Origin of the sequence: Phyllobacterium sp. SB3, from assembly GCF_040009165.1 — a bacterium.
GTDB lineage: Bacteria > Pseudomonadota > Alphaproteobacteria > Rhizobiales > Rhizobiaceae > Phyllobacterium.
In genome coordinates, this window is the sequence record NZ_JBDYKI010000001.1 from 451,457 (window position 1) to 468,927 (window position 17,471).

The following is a 17,471-nucleotide window of genomic DNA, read 5'->3' on the forward strand; positions in this document are numbered from 1 at the left end:
ATTCCGGCTTGGACCGCTTTATACCCGATGACCCGGGCGGCAACTTGCTTCAGGCATTGCATCCACAATCCAAGGTTGTTCTTACGCGAATTTCTGCGGCCAACTTGAACTTATTGATAAGAGCGCCGTCTCTATCGACCGTGATATCTTCCGCGATCAGCGCCGCCACAGCATATTTCTGTATATACAATAATTATTGACCAGAGCGATTTTTATGAGTAGGTTTGAGTGGGACGAAGAAAAGGCAAAACGCAATCTGCGCAAGCATGGTGTGGCTTTTGAAATACTGGATCAGTTCGAATTTGATACAGCGATCGAGTGGATTGATGATAGTTATGACTATGGCGAAGAACGAATAATCGCAGTTGGAATCTTGGGATCAAAACTTTGCACCTTGGTTTATACTTTTCGAGGAACAACGATCCGCATTATCTCCCTGCGCAAAGCGTCAAAAAAGGAAGTAGATAAATATGTCAAATCGAACTTCTAAAGAGCAGGAAGCAAAGATCACCATTAAGAAGGTAGGACGGCTGGTAACCATGACTGTAACTGGTCAGACCTATCAGCCGAAGACGCGAGAGCAGGCTTTGGCAGCTGCCAAGGCCTATGGCGAATCTCTTACCCCCGAAGAAGATGCCGCTCTCACCAAGGCTGCACTTGAAGACCCCGATACGGCATTGATCACGTCTTTAACCAAGCGCCGCCCTGGTCGCCCTGTTGCCGATGCACCCAAGCAGCCGGTTTCAATTCGCCTTAGCCCTGACGTGCTCGATTACTACCGCTCAACCGGCCCCGGCTGGCAAGGCCGCATTGACGAAACCTTGCGGGATGCGGCGGGTCTGAAAAAGCGGGCCTGAGGCCACACGTCTTGACTCTGCGCAGCATTTCCTGTTTAAGCCGCTCATCAATCCGCGACGAGTAATAAACTCCGAGCAGCCAACCGGGACCCCGCAAGGGTTCAAACGATCCCGGAGGTCAACACCCGACAGCGCGATGCGCCCTCGGGTGTCATTTTGCTTGTGGCTCATTGCCTTGGCGCGGTTGGTACTTATCTTTCGGGGAAGGGTCTTCGAAGGGATAAAGGAAAGTTTGAATGTTCGAGAGCTTACAGGAACGGTTAGGTACTATTTTGAACGGCCTCACAGGCCGTGGCGCGCTGTCGGATGCCGATGTTTCGGCAGCCCTGCGCGAAGTACGCCGTGCGCTGCTTGAAGCTGACGTTGCGCTGGATGTTGTCCGCTCCTTCACTGACAAGGTGCGTGCCAAGGCTGTCGGCGCCGACATTCTGAAAAGCATCAAGCCCGGCCAGATGGTCGTCAAGATCGTCCATGACGAGCTGGTTGACATGCTCGGCGCCGAAGGCGTCACCATCGACCTGAATGCCCCGGCGCCCGTTGTCATCATGATGGTCGGCCTGCAGGGTTCAGGTAAAACCACAACAACCGGCAAGATCGGCAAGCGCCTCACGGAACGCTCGAAGAAGAAGGTTCTTCTAGCCTCGCTCGATACGCGCCGTCCTGCCGCGCAGGAACAGTTGCGCCAGCTTGGTGTGCAAACCGGCGTTGACACACTGCCCATCATTGCGGGCCAGACACCCGTGGAGATCGCCGCCCGCGCCGTACAGGCTGCCAAGCTCGGCGGCCACGATGTCGTCATTCTCGATACTGCCGGCCGCACCCATATTGACGAGCCGCTCATGCTCGAAATGTCCGACATCAAGAAGAAGGCCAATCCGCACGAAATCCTTTTGGTCGCCGATGCGCTGACTGGTCAGGACGCGGTCAATCTCGCACGCTCCTTCGATGAACGCGTTGGCATTACCGGCCTTGTTCTCACCCGCATGGATGGCGATGGACGCGGTGGTGCTGCTCTTTCCATGCGCGCCGTTACCGGCAAGCCGATCAAGCTCATCGCCACCGGCGAAAAGATGGATGCGCTGGAGGAGTTCTATCCCCGCCGTATCGCTGACCGTATTCTCGGCATGGGCGACATTGTTTCGCTGGTTGAGAAGGCTGCCGAAAACATCGATGCGGAAAAAGCCGCGGCGATGGCCAAAAAGATGCAGTCCGGCAAGTTCGATCTGAACGATCTGGCTGACCAGATTGGCCAGATGCAGAAGATGGGCGGCATGGGCGGCATCATGGGAATGATGCCCGGCATGGGCAAGATGAAGGATCAAATGGCCGCTGCCGGTCTTGATGATTCCATCTTCAAGCGTCAGCTCGCAATTATCTCATCAATGACCAAAGCCGAACGCAGCAATCCCGATGTGCTCAAACATTCGCGCAAGCAGCGTATTGCCAAGGGTTCCGGCACCAATGCCGCCGACATCAACAAACTTCTGAAAATGCACCGCCAAATGGCGGACATGATGAAGTCGATGGGCAAGGGCAAAGGCGGCATGATGAAACAGATGATGGGCGGCCTCGGTGCCAAGATGGGCCTTGGTGGGCTCGGTGGCCCCGGGGGTTTTGGCGGCGGTATGCCTGATCTGTCCAAGATGGACCCGAAGCAGCTTGAAGCATTGCAAAAACAGGCTGAAGCAGCAGGTTTCGGCAAGGGCGGCGGATTGCCAGGCGGACTTGGTGGTCTTCCGGGCGGTCTTGGCGGCCCCCGTGGCCTACCCCGGCTTCCCGGCCTGGGCGGCGGCGGTCTTCCCGGTTTTCCAAAAAAGAAAGGCTGATCATGAGCGCATCATCCCTGCCAAAAGAATTGCTCGAACTGCGCGCCTCCATCGACAATATCGATGCCGCGCTGATTCACATGCTCGCAGAGCGCTTCCGCTGCACCAAGGCGGTCGGCGTTCTCAAGGCGAAGAACGGTCTGGCTCCTGCCGACCCGAACCGCGAAAAACTACAGGTTGAACGCTTGCGCTCACTGGCGCTGTCTGCCGACCTCGACCCCGATTTTGCCGAGAAGTTCCTGAACTTCATCGTCAAGGAAGTGATCAGGCATCACGAAACAACCGCTGCCAAAGAAAACGGCGGCTAAGCAATTCCACGGAATTGCGACAACAGAAAAACTAGGAGACTACCAATGCCATTGAAAATCCGTCTGGCCCGCGCGGGCTCAAAGAAGCGCCCTTACTACCACGTCGTCGTTGCTGACGTCCGTTCGCCACGCGACGGCCGTTTCATCGAAACAGTAGGCGCATGGAACCCAATGCTTCCCAAGGATGGCGATCGCGTTAAGCTTGATGCAGAGCGCATCAACTACTGGATCGGTCACGGCGCACAGCCAACAGACCGCGTTCTTCGCTTCCTTGATCAGGCTGGTATCGCCAAGCGCGACACCCGCAACAACCCTGAAAAGGCACTGCCAGGCAAGAAGGCGCAGGAACGCGTTGCCATGGCCAAGCAGGCTGAAGAAGATGCAAAGGCAAAAGTTATTGCTGAAGCAGAAGCTGCAAAGGCTGCGGAAGAAGCTGCCAAGGCCGCTGCTGCTGCGCCTGCAGAAGCACCGGCTGAAGAAGAAGCTGCCAGCTAATCGGCACTTTCATTTATTGAATGCAAACGGGTGGCCATGTGCCACCCGTTTTTGTTCTTGCGATGATGTCTTCGAGCTTAGAACTGACCTCTCCGTCATCCTCGGGCACTTGACCCGAGAATCTATCTCTTACAGGTTTTGCGCCTAAGTGATACTATTTCGGGCCGTTGAATTATGGATCCTCGGGTCAAGTGCCCGAGGATGACGGAGAAGTAGGTGCTTTACGATTATCCTGAACCAACCCCACCAACCCGTCGCTCAATCTTCAATCCACCTGTCATGATTGCCTGTGTCATCGGGCGCGCTAGAAATTCATGCGGGAAGCCGAGATCGATCCTGCTTGCATCCTCCAGCCTTTGCCGCTGGCCTTTATCCAGAATAACCTCCAAAGCGCCGAGATTTTCTTCAAGCTGCTGCAATGTTCGCGCACCGATCAACGGCGCAGTCACTGCCGGATTCAGCAAAGTCCATGCAAGTGCAACTTGCGATGGCGTGTGGCCAATCTCTCCCGCTATCTCTTTCACCACATCGGCAATTGCGAGACCTCTTTCAGTCAGCGATCCATTGCCCGCAGCAACATCCCGGCGCGTACCTTCGGCAGCCGAGCCTTGCGGAAGCTTGCCAAGATCAGCCTTTGAATATTTGCCGGCAAGCACACCGCTTCCCAACGGTGACCAAGGGATGACGCCAAGGCCCATTTCCTGAGCCATGGGAGCAAGGTCACGATCAACCGTGCGCTCGATTAGACTGTATTCTACTTGTAGCGCAATAAGCGGCGACCAGCCGCGTAGATCGGCAATGGCCTGCATGCGTGACACCTGCCACGCGGGAATGTCCGAGACTCCGACATAAAGCACCTTTCCCGACCTGACCAGATCATCGAGCCCGCGCAGGACTTCATCAACCGGCGTCGTGAAATCCCATGCGTGCAGATAAAGCAGGTCAATATAGTCCGTATCGAGCCTTTTAAGGCTATCTTCCACCGAGCGGAGCATGGATTTGCGATGATTGCCGCCGGAATTCGGGTCGCCCGGGCGCATCGGAAGAGTATATTTCGTGGCAATCACCAACTGGTCCCTGCGCCCCTTTGCAAAGCTGCCGACAAACCGTTCGGACGTGCCGTCCGTATAGCGATTGGCGCTGTCGATAAAGTTGCCACCGCGATCGACATAGGCATCGAATATGAGGCGGGCATCGGCCTCTTCCGTGCCCCAACCCCAATCGTTGCCGAAGGTCATCGTGCCCAGCGCAATCGGTGAAACACGCAGGCCCGAGCGGCCAAGCAGGCGATAATGATCAAGTGCAAGCGTCATGATAGTCTCCTTTTGGAACCTATATTGACGCATTCGATTGATATGATAATCGTGTATTATCTCCATGAGCCATGAAGTAATTGATATACAATGCGCGGATCGGATTATGCAGAATTACGAGCCTTTGCCATGCTGGCGGAGCACCGCAGTTTTCGCCGTGCCAGTGCGCATCTGGGCATGTCGGCCTCAGCTTTAAGCCAGACCATAGCCAAGCTCGAAGCACGGCTGGGGGTGACGCTTGTCAACCGGACGACACGCAGCGTAAGCCTTAGTGAGGCGGGTGAAAGCCTCGTTCAAAAACTGCGCCCGATCATGGCTGACCTCGATGCAACGATCAGCGGGGTCATTGCTTCACGCGGTGTGATCGCCGGAACCTTGCGTATCAATACCGCCCACATTGCCCTTTACCACCATCTGGCGCCGCTTTTGCAGCTCCTGCTGACTGCGCATCCAGAATTGATCGTGGATATCACGGTCGAAGAAGGTTTGATCGATATTGTCTCGGGCGGGTATGATGCCGGCATACGCCTTGGCGAGAATCTGCATGCAGATATGGTTGCCCTGCCGATCAGTGGAAACCAGCGCCTGGTCTGCGTTGCTTCGCACGCCTATCTTCAACGCATGGGTACGCCCGAAACACCTTATGATTTGCGGAACCATCGCTGTTTCAACTTTCGCGGACCTACAACACACAATATCTATCGCTGGGAATTCGAGCGTGACGGGAAAGAGTTCGACATTGCCGTGAATGGCCCGATGATTGTCAATGACACGCAGGTTCTGGTTCAAACTGCCGCGGCCGGTCTGGGCGTCGCCTACCTGCTGGAAGATCAGGTGAAACATGAAGTTCAGGCGGGGCGGCTGGTCCCGATCCTAGAGGATTGGACACCGCGCTTTCCCGGTTTCTACCTCTATTATCCAAGCAGGCGGCAGGCTTCACCGGCGCTACGCGCGTTGATCGAACTGGTGCAGCGGCATAAACCTTAAGCCGAAAACCGTTGGCGGTAGGTTTGGGGGTTCGTGCCGAGACTCCGCATGAAAGCCCGGCGCATGGTCTCCTCCGATCCAAAGCCGCAGCGTTGCGAAACGCGGGCAATAGTGAGCCCCTCTTCCAGCAGGCGGCGCGCCGTTTCAATCCTGATGTCTTCGACGGCGCGGGCTGGCGTCCGCCCGGTTTTCTGCCGGTAATGCCGCGAGAAACTGCGCGGACTCATGCGCGCCTGTTCGGCCAGCACTTCGAGCGATAATGGTTTGCGCAGATTTTCCATGATCCAGACATGAAGCCGGTCGAAATGCTGGTCGCCCTCCTGAAGAGCAAGTGCAGCGCTGAACTGTGTCTGTCCGCCGGGACGCTTGAGGAACACCACAAGCTGCCTTGCGACAGCCAGCGCCATGTTGCGCCCGAGATCTGCTTCCACCAGCGCAAGCGCCAGGTCGATCCCTGCTGTTACACCTGCTGACGTCCAGATATTGCCGTCCTGCACAAAAATCGGGTCCGGATCGAGGAGCACCAGAGGGTAGCGTTTGGCGAATTCAGCACAGCGTTGCCAGTGTGTCACCGCACGCTTTCCATCCAGCAACCCGGCCTGCGCCAAAAGGAAAGCTCCACTGCAAACCGAGGCAAAACGCCTTGCTTGCATGGCGCGATCCTTCACCCATTCCACCAGCACCGCATTCTCGCAGGCTGCATTGACGCCTCGCCCACCTGCCACAATCAACGTATCCGGCACACTGCCAGCGTCGGGCAAACGTGCCGCTGCAAGCTCCAGCCCGGATGTGGTTATTACCGGCGTCTTCTCGGCCACGACCATCATTTGATAAGGCAGCGCAATGCCCTTCGCCGCCGACAAATCATTGGCCGAGGCAAAAACCTGCAGAGGACCCGCCACATCCAGAAGCTGGGCCTGATCGAAAGTCAGTATCTCGATGCGTCTGACATTTGGCATGAAACGAGGGCTCATTGGCAATCTTGCCAAGTTCTATTCCTGTACATTGCCAGCGTCAATCAAGGAGTTTCCGTCATGCCCCTAACCTTCGGCATACTCGTATTTCCCCGCGTTCAGCAGCTTGATCTTACCGGTCCCTATGAGGTGTTTGCATCGGCCCCGGACACGCAGGTTCATCTCATCTGGAAGGATCTCGAACCTTTGGTGTCCGCGACTGGCCTCAAGCTCACCCCTACAATGACATTCGCGAATTGCCCGCAGCTCGATGTCATATGCGTTCCGGGCGGTGGCGGGGTGAACGCGCTGCTGCGCGACGAAGAGGTGCTGGCATTTATCCGCAGGCAGGCCGCTCAAGCGCGCTTCATCACCTCGGTCTGCACGGGATCACTGGTGCTTGGTGCGGCAGGTCTTCTCGACGGCAAACGAGCTGCAACCCATTGGAACGCTATGGATTTTCTGCCGCATTTTGGCGCAATCCCGGTGGAAGAGCGCGTCGTTCAGGATGGTAATCTGATTACGGCTGGCGGTGTAACATCAGGAATAGATTTCGGCCTGACTGTTCTTGCCGGGTTGATCGGGCAGACCGAGGCGGAGATTGTCCAGCTATCGCTGGAATATGCGCCAGCTCCTCCGTTCAAATCAGGAACGCCAAAGGAAGCCTCTGCAGAGATTCTGGCGCAGGCCAGACAGCGCATGGCAAAAGCGCGAGCGGAGCGGGAGGCAATCCTGTCGTCAGGCTGAAACCAGCCCATCCCATGCGGCCATGGCCGCGTGGGCAGTCTTGGTCAGCTGCTCCAATGTTGCTCCATCGCGTGCGGTGATCGACATGCCGTGCTGCACGGTCACATAGAACTCGGCCACCTGTTGGAGATCGACAGAAGCGGCAATCTCCCCGTCGCGCACACCGCGCTCCAGCCGACCGCGCAGAAGTGTAACATTGTCGAGCCTGCGATCACGCAGCAAACCGCATGGCGTGTTCTCCGCATCATCTCCATGCAGTGCCCCCAGCACCACCATGCAACCATGCGGCTGTTCCGGGTCTGTGTGCGATATCGCGGTCTGCATGAGGAAATCGGCAATGCCTTCTTTTGCGGTTGCCGCGTTCGGCAAAGAGTTTTTGATACGCTGACCCACCTTGTCCGTATAAAGCTCTACCGCCTCCTTGAAGAGATCGGCCTTGCTGCCAAACGCCGCGTAGAGGCTCGGCGCATTGATCTGCATCGCGCCGGTCAGATCGGCCATCGAAGCGCTGTCATAACCCTTCTTCCAGAAAACCCGCATGGCACGCTCAAGCGCTGCATCGCGGTCAAATGCGCGTGGACGGCCCTTGGTCGACATGGCAAATCTCCTTTTTGTAGTAGTCAATACATAAATCACTTGACGGCTCGTTGCAACAGTGCCATTCATTATGTATCGATCATTACATAAAGGAAATATGATGTCTCGTCTTGAAAACAAGGTTGCCTTCATCACCGGCGGAAGCCGCGGAATGGGTGCCGCCATTGCACTGAAACTCGCTGAAGATGGTGCGGACATAGCCATCACCTACACCAGCAACGCCACCAAGGCCGATGAAACAGTCAAGGCGATAGAAAAGCTTGGCCGCCGTGCCATTGCCATCAAGGCAGACAATCTCGACGCCGCCGCTGTTGAAAGCGCTGTCAACGAAGCCCATGCCAAGCTTGGCCGCCTCGATATCCTTGTCAACAATGCGGGTGTCTATACGATGGATACAGTCGATCAGCTGGAACTGGCTGAATTTGATAGGGTCATGTCGATCCATGTCCGTGCCAGTTTCATTGCCTCAAAGACCGCAGCAGCGCATATGGGTGCTGGCGGCCGTATCATTACCATTGGCAGCAACCTCGCTGAGATCGTGCCTTTCTCCGGCATTCTCGCTTATTCAACCAGCAAGGCCGCACTTATCGGCCTGACAAAAGCCCTTGCCCGCGATCTTGGCCCACGGGAAATCACTGCCAATATCGTTCATCCCGGCTCCACCGATACGGATATGAACCCTGCCAATGGCGACCATGCCGACGGGCAGCGCGCCCGCATGGCTATTCCCAAATTTGGTGAGGCAAAGGACATTGCCGGTCTGGTAGCATTTCTTGCTGGCGAAGAAGGCCGTTTCATCACTGGTTCCGGCTTCGTCATTGATGGCGGCGCGAATGCTTAGTCCTTGCTTCAATCACGCTGACAGCCGATGACGATTATCTCTCCCCCGGTAGGACAGAAGGGGTTTTCCTGGATTTGGCCCCTTTGCCAAGTCCTTGGAAAATCCAAGGGAGGGGGAATTAGCAAGGCCAGTCCCCTCTCTGGCAATTTCCAGTATTTGGCCAAGAAGCTAAGATGCTGAAATTGCTTTCTCCCCCACAAGTGGGGGAGAAAAGGGTCGCGCTCTTCTTGGAAATCCTAAAACATACTGCTTTGCGCGGTAATCGGATGAAACACCGGGCTTTCCGAAATACCTGCCGCGATGCGATGTTCGAGGTCGAGCAGATAGCGCTTGCGGTGCTTGCCGCCACCATAGCCTGTCAGGGCACCGTCGGCCCCGATCACCCGGTGACAGGGAATAACAATCGCCAAGCGGTTCTGGCCGTTGGCCGCTCCTACGGCACGGCTTGAGTTGGGCTTGCCGAGATCACGCGCTATGCCGCCATAGGTACGCGTCTCCCCATAGGGAATGTCTTGCAGCACAGACCATATCTGTTTTTGGAAAGGCATGGCTGGCATGGCAAGTGGCGTTTTAAATCCGGTCAGCTTTCCGTCGAAATAAGCGTCAAGTTCCGACTGTATCTGGTCGAGCACGGCATTGCTTCCAGCTTCGATCTTATAGCCATAACGCTGCTGCAATTCTTTCAGCTCATATTCCAGTATCGGGCGGTCATGAAATTCAAGCAGCACCAGAGCTTCGTTGGTGGCCATCGCGATCATCGGGCCAATTTTGGTCTGGATGGATTTGCTGAGCAATAATTTGGACACGGGCTTTTCTCCGACTCGCATTCAGAATAGCCGTGATTATTTCAGCGCCAATCCGTTTCTTGCTCTGCGAGAATTCTATTGCCGCGTGGCGATCGTCAAAATCGCGCCTGCTTCATCCAAAGCCTGCGCTATGTCCTCAGGCGGCTGACGATCTGTTATCAATTCATCAAACCCGTCAAAGCCACAGACGGTTACCAGCCCGTGACGGCCAAATTTCGTCGCATCGGTGATAGCCAGTTTGCGGGCGCCCCGCGACAAAACCGTGCGCGCGAATTCCGCCTCCTCCAGATCATAATCCATCACACCACCCCTGGCGTCGATTGCACCTATAGAAATGACCGCGTGATTGACGCTGAACCGGCTGACGAAATCGATTGCCGATACTCCGAAAGCCGCACCACTGTCGCTGCGCAGCTCACCGCCAGCCATGAAGACGCGGTTGCCGTTAACGGTGGCCAAAGTGCGGGCAATATCGGAAGAATTGGTGATCACCGTCAGGTTTCGATGCTGTAAAAGTTCGCGGGCGAGAAAGCTCGTCGTCGTACCCGTATCCAGCATAATCGATTCGCCGTTTCCGATAGTACCCGCTGCATATTGCGCAATCAGTCGCTTTGCGTCGGCATTCTCGCGCATCCGCAATTCAAACGGCGCTTCGCCCAAATGTTGCGGCAGGCCCACAGCGCCATGCACACGGGTAATTGCGCCCTCATCATATAATGGTTTCACGTCCCGCCGTATTGTTTCAAGCGAGACACCCAGCTTCACAGCCAGATCAGCTATCGAAATCGTTCCTTCATCTTGCAAAAGACGTTTGATTTCACTACGGCGCTTCGAACTCATGACTGAACCTTTGACGAAAACGTAAGATAACGGGCATAAATAACACATAATTCGATGTAAAAAGTCATAAAAACCACAAAATACCACATAATTCTGTTGACAGAGACAAGAAGATGCAGGAACCTCACAACACAATAAGAAGCGTGGTTAGACAGGCTCATCGTGAGGGGAAGTGTCCTCGAATAACAAGAAGCATATATGAGGATACTACGCAGAAAATATTGAATAATCGTTCTGTTCCGTGGAGAGCTCACAACCCCATGAAACATGTTCGTTACTCATGATGGGTCTGTCTGACTGCGCTTATGCTCCCGTCCTGTAAGTAGACAAGCGAGGAGGGGACGCGTCGTATGAATCCTTTAAAAACTCCTTCTGCAAATGGGATTGCGCACTCGCCTGACTTTGAACTCCAGCGCGCCCATGCCGTGATGCAGTACGCTTCGCTGCGGCGGGAAGCCATGTAGAGCATGGTATCGGAACTTTACCTCAACGCGCCGTGTGTCGATTACGCTGCCTGTACAGCTGAGAATCTCCTGTGTCTGGATCAGGCATTGGAGAGTTATAGATTGGCGTTTGGGTAATGCTCATACGTCGAATTGCAGTCCTAATTACGCGTGGTTCGCCCTTCGACAAGCTCAGGAGGGCGAACCACGCAGTAACGAAATGCAAATAGAGTACAGCACATCATGACCCTTCCCTCCCGCGCACAAATCGTTGTCATCGGTGGCGGCATTATTGGCTGTTCCACCGCGTATCACCTCGCCAAAGATCACAAGGCGGATGTTGTTTTACTTGAAATGGGTCAGTTGACTTCCGGCTCCACATGGCATGCGGCGGGTCTGGTCGGTCAGCTTCGTTCTTCTGCCTCCATCACCCGCGTGCTCAAATATTCCGTTGAACTCTATAAACGACTGGCCGCAGAAACCGGCCTTGAGACCGGGTGGAAAATGACAGGTTGCTTGCGGCTTGCCACCAATCAGAATCGCTGGACGGAATATAAGCGGCTGAAAACAACTGCTGGCAGCTTCGGCATGGATATGGAGCTTTTATCGCCAAAAGAGGTCAAGGCCATGTGGCCACTCCTGAACGTGGATGATCTTGTCGGCGCAAGCTGGTTGCCGACTGACGGACAGGCAAGCCCATCCGACATCACCCAGTCGCTTGCCAAAGGCGCGCGGATGAATGGCGCAAAACTCAGCGAGAACATAAGGGTGACCGGCTTTGAAATGGAAGCGGGCAGGATCATCAAGGTCAGGACGGACCAAGGCGATATTGCCTGCGAGAAAGTGATCAATTGCGCGGGACAATGGGCAAGACAGGTCGGCGAGATGGCGGGCATCAATGTGCCTTTGCAGCCGGTTAAGCATCAATACATCATCACTGAAAAGATAGAGGGACTTACGGTCGACGCACCAACTCTACGCGATCCCGACCGGCGCACCTATTTCAAGGAGGAGGTGGGTGGGCTGGTCATGGGCGGCTATGAGCCCAACCCGCAAAGCTGGACGACCGGCGATGTTCCAAATGATTGGCAGTTCCGCCTGTTCGACGATGATTTCGATCATTTCGAGCAGCATATGGTTCAGGCTATCGAGCGTATTCCGGCGCTGGAAACAGTGGGGGTCAAACAAATGATCAATGGATCGGAAAGCTTCACGCCCGACGGCAATTTCATTCTCGGCGTCGCGCCCGAATGCTCGAACATGTTTGTCGGCGCCGGTTTTAACGCCTTCGGTATTGCCTCCGGCGGCGGTGCCGGTTGGGTGTTGGCGCAGTGGGCGATTGATGGCGAGAGCCCGCTCGATTTGTGGAGCGTCGATATTCGCCGCTTCTCAAACCTTCATCGCAATCGCGATTGGGTGCGCGACAGAACCCTTGAAGCCTATGGCAAGCACTACACTATCGGCTTCCCGCACGAGGAATACGCCTCGGGCCGCCCTGCTATTGTTTCACCCCTCTACGAACGCTTGAAAAAGCACCGTGCCGTCTTCGGCTCAAAGCTCGGTTGGGAGCGGCCAAACTGGTTCGCGCCGGAAGGCGTTCCTGCCGAAGACATCTACTCCATGGGCCGCCAGAACTGGTTCGATGCCGTTGGCGAGGAGCATCGGTTGGTGCGCGAAAAGGTCGGCATTTTCGACCAGTCTTCCTTTGCCAAATTTGAGCTGTCCGGCAAGGACGCAGCCAGAGCGCTGGACCACATCTGTGCCAATGACGTGACCAAACCGGCAGGCCGCATCACCTATACCCAGCTCCTCAACACAAGAGGCGGTACTGAATGCGATCTTACCGTAGCGCGCCTTTCCGACGACAAGTTCTATATTGTCACCGGCACGGGTTTCCGCACCCATGACTTTGCCTGGATCAGGGATCATATCGGCAAAGATCTCGATGCGGAACTTATCGACATTACCGAGAATTATGGGACGCTCTCGCTCATGGGTCCGAAAGCTCGAAGCGTGCTGGCAAAGGTCAGCAATGCCGATGTTGGCAACAGCGCTTTTCCATTCGGTCATATTCGCGAAATAGAAATTTCCGGAACAAGCGTGCGGGCCTTGCGTATCACCTATGTCGGCGAACTCGGCTGGGAGTTGCATATTCCGATCAATGCAACCGCAACGGTCTTCGATGCGCTCATGTCGGCGGGCGAAGAATTCGGAATCCGGCCCGTGGGATACCGTGCCATTGAATCGCTTCGTCTGGAAAAAGGCTACCGGGCCTGGGGCTCCGACATCACGCCAAATGACTCGCCATTCGAGGCCGGTCTCGGCTGGGCGGTCAAGCTTCGCAAAAATATGGATTTCATCGGGCGCGGGCCAAGTGAAGCCATCAGTGCCAAACCACTGAAAAAACGTCTCGCGGCTTTTACTATTGCCGACAGCAATGTTGTTCTTCTCGGTCGTGAGACAATTTTGCGGAATGGGGTTTTTGCCGGATATCTTACCAGCGGTGGTTTCGGGTACACGGTCGGTAAACCTGTCGGATATGGTTACGTCCGAAACGAGGATGGCGTCAGCGATGACTTTCTCCGCGAAGGAGAATATGAACTCATCGTCGCCAATGAACGGTTCGCGGCAGAGTTGCATATGGAACCACTTTACGACCCGCAGAACGAAAAAGTGAAAAGCTGATCAGAGTTTCGCACCGCGTTTCCAGCAGGGAACAGATTTCTTCGATAATGATTCTGCTTTCCGCGGTTTGATAGCAGGTTTACGCGAAATCTGACCGAAGTGGCAGCAAAACGATCGGTTTTTCGAGCATTTTCGCTATCTAAGGCTGCAATTTGATTGTGCTCAGTTGCAGCGGCTTCCACGGGGTTGACTTTTTGCAGTGGCAGAGCCAAATGACCCCATGCAGGTAAGCATTCAGCGCCTGTTTGTTTCAATCAGGAATCTATTTCCATGCCCAACGACGACAGTAGTCGATTGTTTGCGCCGTCAGCGGTGATCCTGGCCTGATTTGAAATCAGCTCGCCTTGATCCCCCTTGACGGCGGATCGACGGAAAGGCGAGTAAAATGAACAACATCCTCGTAAATCAGGATGCGCTTGGCGCAGACCTGAACATCACCCAGCGCCTTGCATCCATGCATGCCGCAGATGCGATCGAGCTTCTAAACGAGCTTGAACTAACTGATATCATTGATATTTTTGTCGACATACCACTTGAGCATGCCGTGCTGATTCTGGATCAGCCCGAGCTGCATTCGGCAGCGGAGATCATTCAAAAACTGCCTGCAGAAAGGGCACGCGATATACTCGATGAAATGTCGATTGATCGTGTTACCGACATTTTTCAGGAGTTTGATGCCGAAACACGCGCCCGGCTAGCCGCCGGTCTCGGGCCTGAAACCACCGCCGCGCTTCGCAAGCTTTTGCGCTATCCGCCGCATACGGCGGGCAGCCTGATGACCACGGAATTCGTCAGCGTTCCCGCTGACTGGACAGTAGCGCAAACCTTGCAGCATGTGCGTGAAGTCGAGCGGTCCCGCGAGACGATTTATGCGATCTATGTCATTGATCCTGCATCGAAAATTCTACTTCGTACCGTGACATTGCGCCGCCTTATTACCAGCGGACCAGAGGCTTCCATCTTGAGCGTGGGGCGCGATGTTGCGCCTGTGGTGGTTACGCCATTGACCGATCAGGAGGACGTTGCCCGCCTCTTCCGCAAGCACGATCTTCTGGCTGTTCCGGTCGTGACAGATGGTAACCAAGTCATTGGAATCGTTACGGTTGATGACGTTATCGATGCCATGACACAGGAGATGACCGAGGATACGTTGAAGTTCGGCGGCATGGAGGCTTTGAACAAGCCTTATATGCAGATCGGGTTTTTCCAGATGATCCACAAGCGCGCCGGTTGGCTTGGAATCCTGCTTCTGGGCGAGATGCTGACTGCCAGCGCCATGCAGCATTTCGAAGGAGAATTGGAAAAAGCTGTTGTTTTAACACTGTTTATCCCTCTCATCATGAGTTCCGGTGGCAATTCCGGATCGCAGGCAACCTCTCTGCTCATCCGCGCTCTGGCCTTGCAGGATTTACGCCTGAAGGACTGGTGGCGGGTAGCTTTACGCGAAATTCCGACAGGGCTCGTACTCGGCTCTTTCCTCGGCCTGATCGGTGTCGCGCGTATCGCCGCCTGGCAAATGCTTGGCCTTTATGATTATGGCCAGCACTGGCAATTGGTTGCCGCTACAGTTGGTGCTGCTCTGGTCGGTATCGTGACCTTCGGTTCACTCGTCGGGTCCATGCTGCCGTTCGCCATGCAGCGCCTGGGTTTTGATCCGGCAAGTGCCTCTGCACCATTTGTCGCAACACTCGTCGATGTCACAGGATTGGTGATTTATTTCAGCATCGCGCTGGTTATCCTGTCCGGTACGCTGCTCTGAACCGGGACCCGAAAGCTATCCGGGCGGCATATTCCTGTGCCGCCCCCTTTCGCAATTGCGAAAAAACATGTATGGAGCGCGCAAATGTAAAGCGTCGCATGCAATTTTGCGTCCACAATCCTCCAAAGAGAACCTTATGAAACTGCGCAACATCGCGATCATCGCACACGTTGACCATGGCAAAACCACGCTTGTTGACGAACTATTGAAACAGTCCGGCAACTTCCGCGATAATCAGCGCGTTGCCGAAAGAATGATGGATTCCAACGACATAGAAAAGGAACGCGGGATCACGATTCTCGCCAAAGCCACTTCTGTTGTCTGGAAAGATTCCCGCATCAACATCGTCGATACACCAGGCCACGCCGATTTCGGTGGTGAAGTCGAGCGTATCCTTTCGATGGTGGATGGCGCTATCGTTCTCGTCGATGCTGCGGAAGGCCCGATGCCACAGACGAAGTTCGTCGTTGGCAAAGCGCTGAAGGTTGGCCTTCGCCCAATCGTTGCGATCAACAAGATCGACCGCCCTGATGCGCGTCACGAAGAGGTCGTGAACGAGGTGTTCGATCTTTTCGCCGCTCTAGATGCAACTGACGAACAGCTTGATTTCCCTATCCTTTATGGCTCAGGCCGCAATGGCTGGATGGCAAAAAACCCGGAAGGCCCACAGGATCAGGGTCTGTCAGCCCTGTTCGACATGGTTCTCGATCACGTACCTGCGCCAACCGTTGGTGAAGGTGCTTTCAAGATGATCGGAACGATCCTTGAAGCTGATCCGTTCCTTGGACGCATCATTACCGGCCGTATCCATTCCGGCACAGTGAAGTCCAACCAGCCAGTCAAGGTTCTGCATGGCGACGGCACACAGGTTGAAACCGGCCGTATCTCGAAGATTCTTACATTCCGTGGTCTTGAACGCCAGTCGATTGATGAAGCCCATGCGGGTGACATCGTTGCCATCGCCGGCTTGCAGAAGGGCACCGTTGCCGACACATTCTGCGCGCTCGAAGTAACCGAGCCGCTGCATGCACAGCCTATCGATCCACCAACAGTAACAATGTCCTTCATCGTCAATGACAGCCCGCTTGCAGGCACTGAAGGCGACAAGGTTACCAGCCGCGTCATCCGTGATCGCCTGATGAAGGAAGCCGAAGGCAATGTCGCGCTCAAGGTTGAAGAGTCCGGCGACAAGGACTCGTTCTTCGTGTCCGGTCGCGGTGAATTGCAGCTTGCCGTTCTCATTGAGAACATGCGCCGTGAAGGCTTCGAGCTTGGTGTTTCCCGCCCGCGCGTTGTGATGCAGAAGGACGATGCAGGCAATCTGCTTGAGCCAATCGAAGAAGTTCTCATCGACGTTGACGAAGAATATTCCGGCACGGTTGTCCAGAAGATGTCCGAACGCAAAGCCGAAATGGTTGAGCTTCGCCCATCCGGCGGCAATCGCGTCCGTATGGTGTTCTACGCACCGACACGTGGCCTCATCGGCTATCAGTCGGAGCTTTTGACCGATACACGCGGCACTGCGATCATGAACCGCCTGTTCCGCGCCTACGAGCCCTTCCGGGGCGAAATTGCAGGACGCAACAATGGCGTTCTGATTTCCAACGATCAGGGTGAATCCGTAGCGTTCGCCATGTGGAATCTTGAAGATCGCGGCTCGATGATCATCGAAGCTGGCGTCAAGGTCTATGCAGGTATGATCATCGGCATTCACTCACGCGACAACGATCTGGAAGTGAATATTCTCAAGGGCAAGAAGCTCACCAACATTCGCGCTGCCGGCAAGGATGAAGCTGTAAAGCTCACTCCACCAATTCGCATGACCCTTGAGCGCGCTTTGTCATGGATTCAGGACGACGAACTCATGGAAGTTACGCCAAAGTCCATTCGTCTACGTAAGCTTTACCTTGATCCAAATGAGCGTAAGCGTTTCGAAAAGAGCAACAAGGCTGCAGGCGCTGCATAATCGCACCACCTTTGCAGACAGTTTGAAAAGCGGCGTTCATCGCCGCTT

At 55.0% G+C, this 17,471-nt stretch carries 16 protein-coding genes and 1 pseudogene; 12 read left to right on the forward strand and 5 right to left on the reverse strand.

The window, feature by feature from the left end; genetic code table 11:
- The first annotated feature begins 214 nt into the window (after positions 1-214).
- From ABKW30_RS02270 to rpsP, 5 genes are all read left to right on the forward strand, one after another.
- Positions 215-490: a BrnT family toxin gene (locus ABKW30_RS02270; protein WP_348596399.1), complete on the forward strand. Its 276-nt coding sequence runs from the start codon at positions 215-217 to the stop codon at positions 488-490.
- Positions 471-857: a BrnA antitoxin family protein gene (locus ABKW30_RS02275; protein ID WP_348596400.1), complete on the forward strand. Its 387-nt coding sequence runs from the start codon at positions 471-473 to the stop codon at positions 855-857. The genes ABKW30_RS02270 and ABKW30_RS02275 overlap by 20 nt, the downstream gene beginning before the upstream one ends.
- A 236-nt stretch (positions 858-1,093) precedes the next feature.
- Complete coding sequence (gene ffh / locus ABKW30_RS02280) at positions 1,094-2,683, forward strand: signal recognition particle protein (protein ID WP_348596401.1); 1,590 nt, start codon at positions 1,094-1,096, stop codon at positions 2,681-2,683.
- 2 nt (positions 2,684-2,685) lie between these two features.
- A complete protein-coding gene (locus ABKW30_RS02285; protein WP_348596402.1) occupies positions 2,686-2,991 on the forward strand; it encodes a chorismate mutase in 306 nt (101 codons plus the stop codon).
- A 45-nt stretch (positions 2,992-3,036) separates the two neighbouring features.
- The gene (gene rpsP, locus ABKW30_RS02290; protein ID WP_348596403.1) at positions 3,037-3,486 is read left to right on the forward strand and encodes a 30S ribosomal protein S16; all 450 of its coding nucleotides are present in this window, start codon (positions 3,037-3,039) and stop codon (positions 3,484-3,486) included.
- Positions 3,487-3,713: 227 nt separating this feature from the next.
- On the opposite strand, the gene ABKW30_RS02295 is transcribed toward rpsP, so the two are convergent.
- Positions 3,714-4,799, reverse strand: coding sequence for an aldo/keto reductase (locus ABKW30_RS02295; RefSeq protein WP_348596404.1), 1,086 nt, complete (start codon positions 4,797-4,799; stop codon positions 3,714-3,716).
- A 90-nt stretch (positions 4,800-4,889) separates the two neighbouring features.
- On the opposite strand from ABKW30_RS02295, the gene ABKW30_RS02300 reads away from it, so the two are divergent.
- Positions 4,890-5,786: a LysR family transcriptional regulator gene (locus ABKW30_RS02300; protein ID WP_348596405.1), complete on the forward strand. Its 897-nt coding sequence runs from the start codon at positions 4,890-4,892 to the stop codon at positions 5,784-5,786.
- Here the strand turns inward: ABKW30_RS02300 and ABKW30_RS02305 are convergent.
- Positions 5,783-6,745, reverse strand: a complete 963-nt coding sequence (locus tag ABKW30_RS02305; protein WP_348597573.1) for a GlxA family transcriptional regulator — start codon at positions 6,743-6,745, stop codon at positions 5,783-5,785. The genes ABKW30_RS02300 and ABKW30_RS02305 overlap by 4 nt on opposite strands.
- A 75-nt stretch (positions 6,746-6,820) precedes the next feature.
- On the opposite strand from ABKW30_RS02305, the gene ABKW30_RS02310 reads away from it, so the two are divergent.
- The gene (locus ABKW30_RS02310) at positions 6,821-7,486 is read left to right on the forward strand and encodes a DJ-1/PfpI family protein (RefSeq protein WP_348596406.1); all 666 of its coding nucleotides are present in this window, start codon (positions 6,821-6,823) and stop codon (positions 7,484-7,486) included.
- On the opposite strand, the gene ABKW30_RS02315 is transcribed toward ABKW30_RS02310, so the two are convergent.
- On the reverse strand, positions 7,478-8,083 hold the full coding sequence (locus ABKW30_RS02315) for a TetR/AcrR family transcriptional regulator (RefSeq protein WP_348596407.1): 606 nt from the start codon (positions 8,081-8,083) through the stop codon (positions 7,478-7,480). The two genes, ABKW30_RS02310 and ABKW30_RS02315, sit on opposite strands and share 9 nt — an antisense overlap.
- A 100-nt stretch (positions 8,084-8,183) precedes the next feature.
- Here ABKW30_RS02315 and ABKW30_RS02320 point away from each other — a divergent pair, with 100 nt between their 5' ends.
- On the forward strand, positions 8,184-8,924 hold the full coding sequence (locus ABKW30_RS02320) for a 3-oxoacyl-ACP reductase family protein (RefSeq protein WP_348597575.1): 741 nt from the start codon (positions 8,184-8,186) through the stop codon (positions 8,922-8,924).
- Between the two features lie 236 nt (positions 8,925-9,160).
- On the opposite strand, the gene ABKW30_RS02325 is transcribed toward ABKW30_RS02320, so the two are convergent.
- Both ABKW30_RS02325 and ABKW30_RS02330 read right to left on the reverse strand, forming a co-directional pair.
- Positions 9,161-9,730 carry a methylated-DNA--[protein]-cysteine S-methyltransferase gene (locus tag ABKW30_RS02325; protein ID WP_348596408.1) on the reverse strand — a complete coding sequence of 190 codons (570 nt, stop codon included), beginning with the start codon at positions 9,728-9,730 and terminating at the stop codon, positions 9,161-9,163.
- 75 nt (positions 9,731-9,805) lie between these two features.
- The gene (locus ABKW30_RS02330; RefSeq protein ID WP_348596409.1) at positions 9,806-10,570 is read right to left on the reverse strand and encodes a DeoR/GlpR family DNA-binding transcription regulator; all 765 of its coding nucleotides are present in this window, start codon (positions 10,568-10,570) and stop codon (positions 9,806-9,808) included.
- A 395-nt stretch (positions 10,571-10,965) separates the two neighbouring features.
- Between ABKW30_RS02330 and ABKW30_RS02335 the strand changes: the two are divergent.
- The 4 genes and pseudogenes from ABKW30_RS02335 to typA form a co-directional block, all read left to right on the forward strand.
- Positions 10,966-11,151: pseudogene (locus ABKW30_RS02335) on the forward strand (choline kinase); the annotation flags it as partial.
- Positions 11,152-11,256: 105 nt separating this feature from the next.
- Positions 11,257-13,698, forward strand: coding sequence for an FAD-dependent oxidoreductase (locus ABKW30_RS02340; protein ID WP_348596410.1), 2,442 nt, complete (start codon positions 11,257-11,259; stop codon positions 13,696-13,698).
- 454 nt (positions 13,699-14,152) lie between these two features.
- Positions 14,153-15,457 carry a magnesium transporter gene (gene mgtE / locus ABKW30_RS02345; protein WP_348597577.1) on the forward strand — a complete coding sequence of 435 codons (1,305 nt, stop codon included), beginning with the start codon at positions 14,153-14,155 and terminating at the stop codon, positions 15,455-15,457.
- 136 nt (positions 15,458-15,593) lie between these two features.
- Positions 15,594-17,423: a translational GTPase TypA gene (gene typA, locus ABKW30_RS02350; RefSeq protein WP_348596411.1), complete on the forward strand. Its 1,830-nt coding sequence runs from the start codon at positions 15,594-15,596 to the stop codon at positions 17,421-17,423.
- Positions 17,424-17,471: the final 48 nt, after the last annotated feature.

What these genes read in the sequence shown, in the direction of transcription:
- ABKW30_RS02270 (WP_348596399.1), top strand. Translation starts at nt 215, where the DNA reads ATGAGTAGGTTTGAGTGGGACGAAGAAAAGGCAAAACGCAATCTGCGC.
- ABKW30_RS02275 (WP_348596400.1), top strand. Translation starts at nt 471, where the DNA reads ATGTCAAATCGAACTTCTAAAGAGCAGGAAGCAAAGATCACCATTAAG.
- ffh (WP_348596401.1), top strand. Translation starts at nt 1,094, where the DNA reads ATGTTCGAGAGCTTACAGGAACGGTTAGGTACTATTTTGAACGGCCTC.
- ABKW30_RS02285 (WP_348596402.1), top strand. Translation starts at nt 2,686, where the DNA reads ATGAGCGCATCATCCCTGCCAAAAGAATTGCTCGAACTGCGCGCCTCC.
- rpsP (WP_348596403.1), top strand. Translation starts at nt 3,037, where the DNA reads ATGCCATTGAAAATCCGTCTGGCCCGCGCGGGCTCAAAGAAGCGCCCT.
- ABKW30_RS02295 (WP_348596404.1), bottom strand. Translation starts at nt 4,799, where the DNA reads ATGACGCTTGCACTTGATCATTATCGCCTGCTTGGCCGCTCGGGCCTG.
- ABKW30_RS02300 (WP_348596405.1), top strand. Translation starts at nt 4,890, where the DNA reads ATGCGCGGATCGGATTATGCAGAATTACGAGCCTTTGCCATGCTGGCG.
- ABKW30_RS02305 (WP_348597573.1), bottom strand. Translation starts at nt 6,745, where the DNA reads ATGCCAAATGTCAGACGCATCGAGATACTGACTTTCGATCAGGCCCAG.
- ABKW30_RS02310 (WP_348596406.1), top strand. Translation starts at nt 6,821, where the DNA reads ATGCCCCTAACCTTCGGCATACTCGTATTTCCCCGCGTTCAGCAGCTT.
- ABKW30_RS02315 (WP_348596407.1), bottom strand. Translation starts at nt 8,083, where the DNA reads ATGTCGACCAAGGGCCGTCCACGCGCATTTGACCGCGATGCAGCGCTT.
- ABKW30_RS02320 (WP_348597575.1), top strand. Translation starts at nt 8,184, where the DNA reads ATGTCTCGTCTTGAAAACAAGGTTGCCTTCATCACCGGCGGAAGCCGC.
- ABKW30_RS02330 (WP_348596409.1), bottom strand. Translation starts at nt 10,570, where the DNA reads ATGAGTTCGAAGCGCCGTAGTGAAATCAAACGTCTTTTGCAAGATGAA.
- ABKW30_RS02340 (WP_348596410.1), top strand. Translation starts at nt 11,257, where the DNA reads ATGACCCTTCCCTCCCGCGCACAAATCGTTGTCATCGGTGGCGGCATT.
- mgtE (WP_348597577.1), top strand. Translation starts at nt 14,153, where the DNA reads ATGCATGCCGCAGATGCGATCGAGCTTCTAAACGAGCTTGAACTAACT.
- typA (WP_348596411.1), top strand. Translation starts at nt 15,594, where the DNA reads ATGAAACTGCGCAACATCGCGATCATCGCACACGTTGACCATGGCAAA.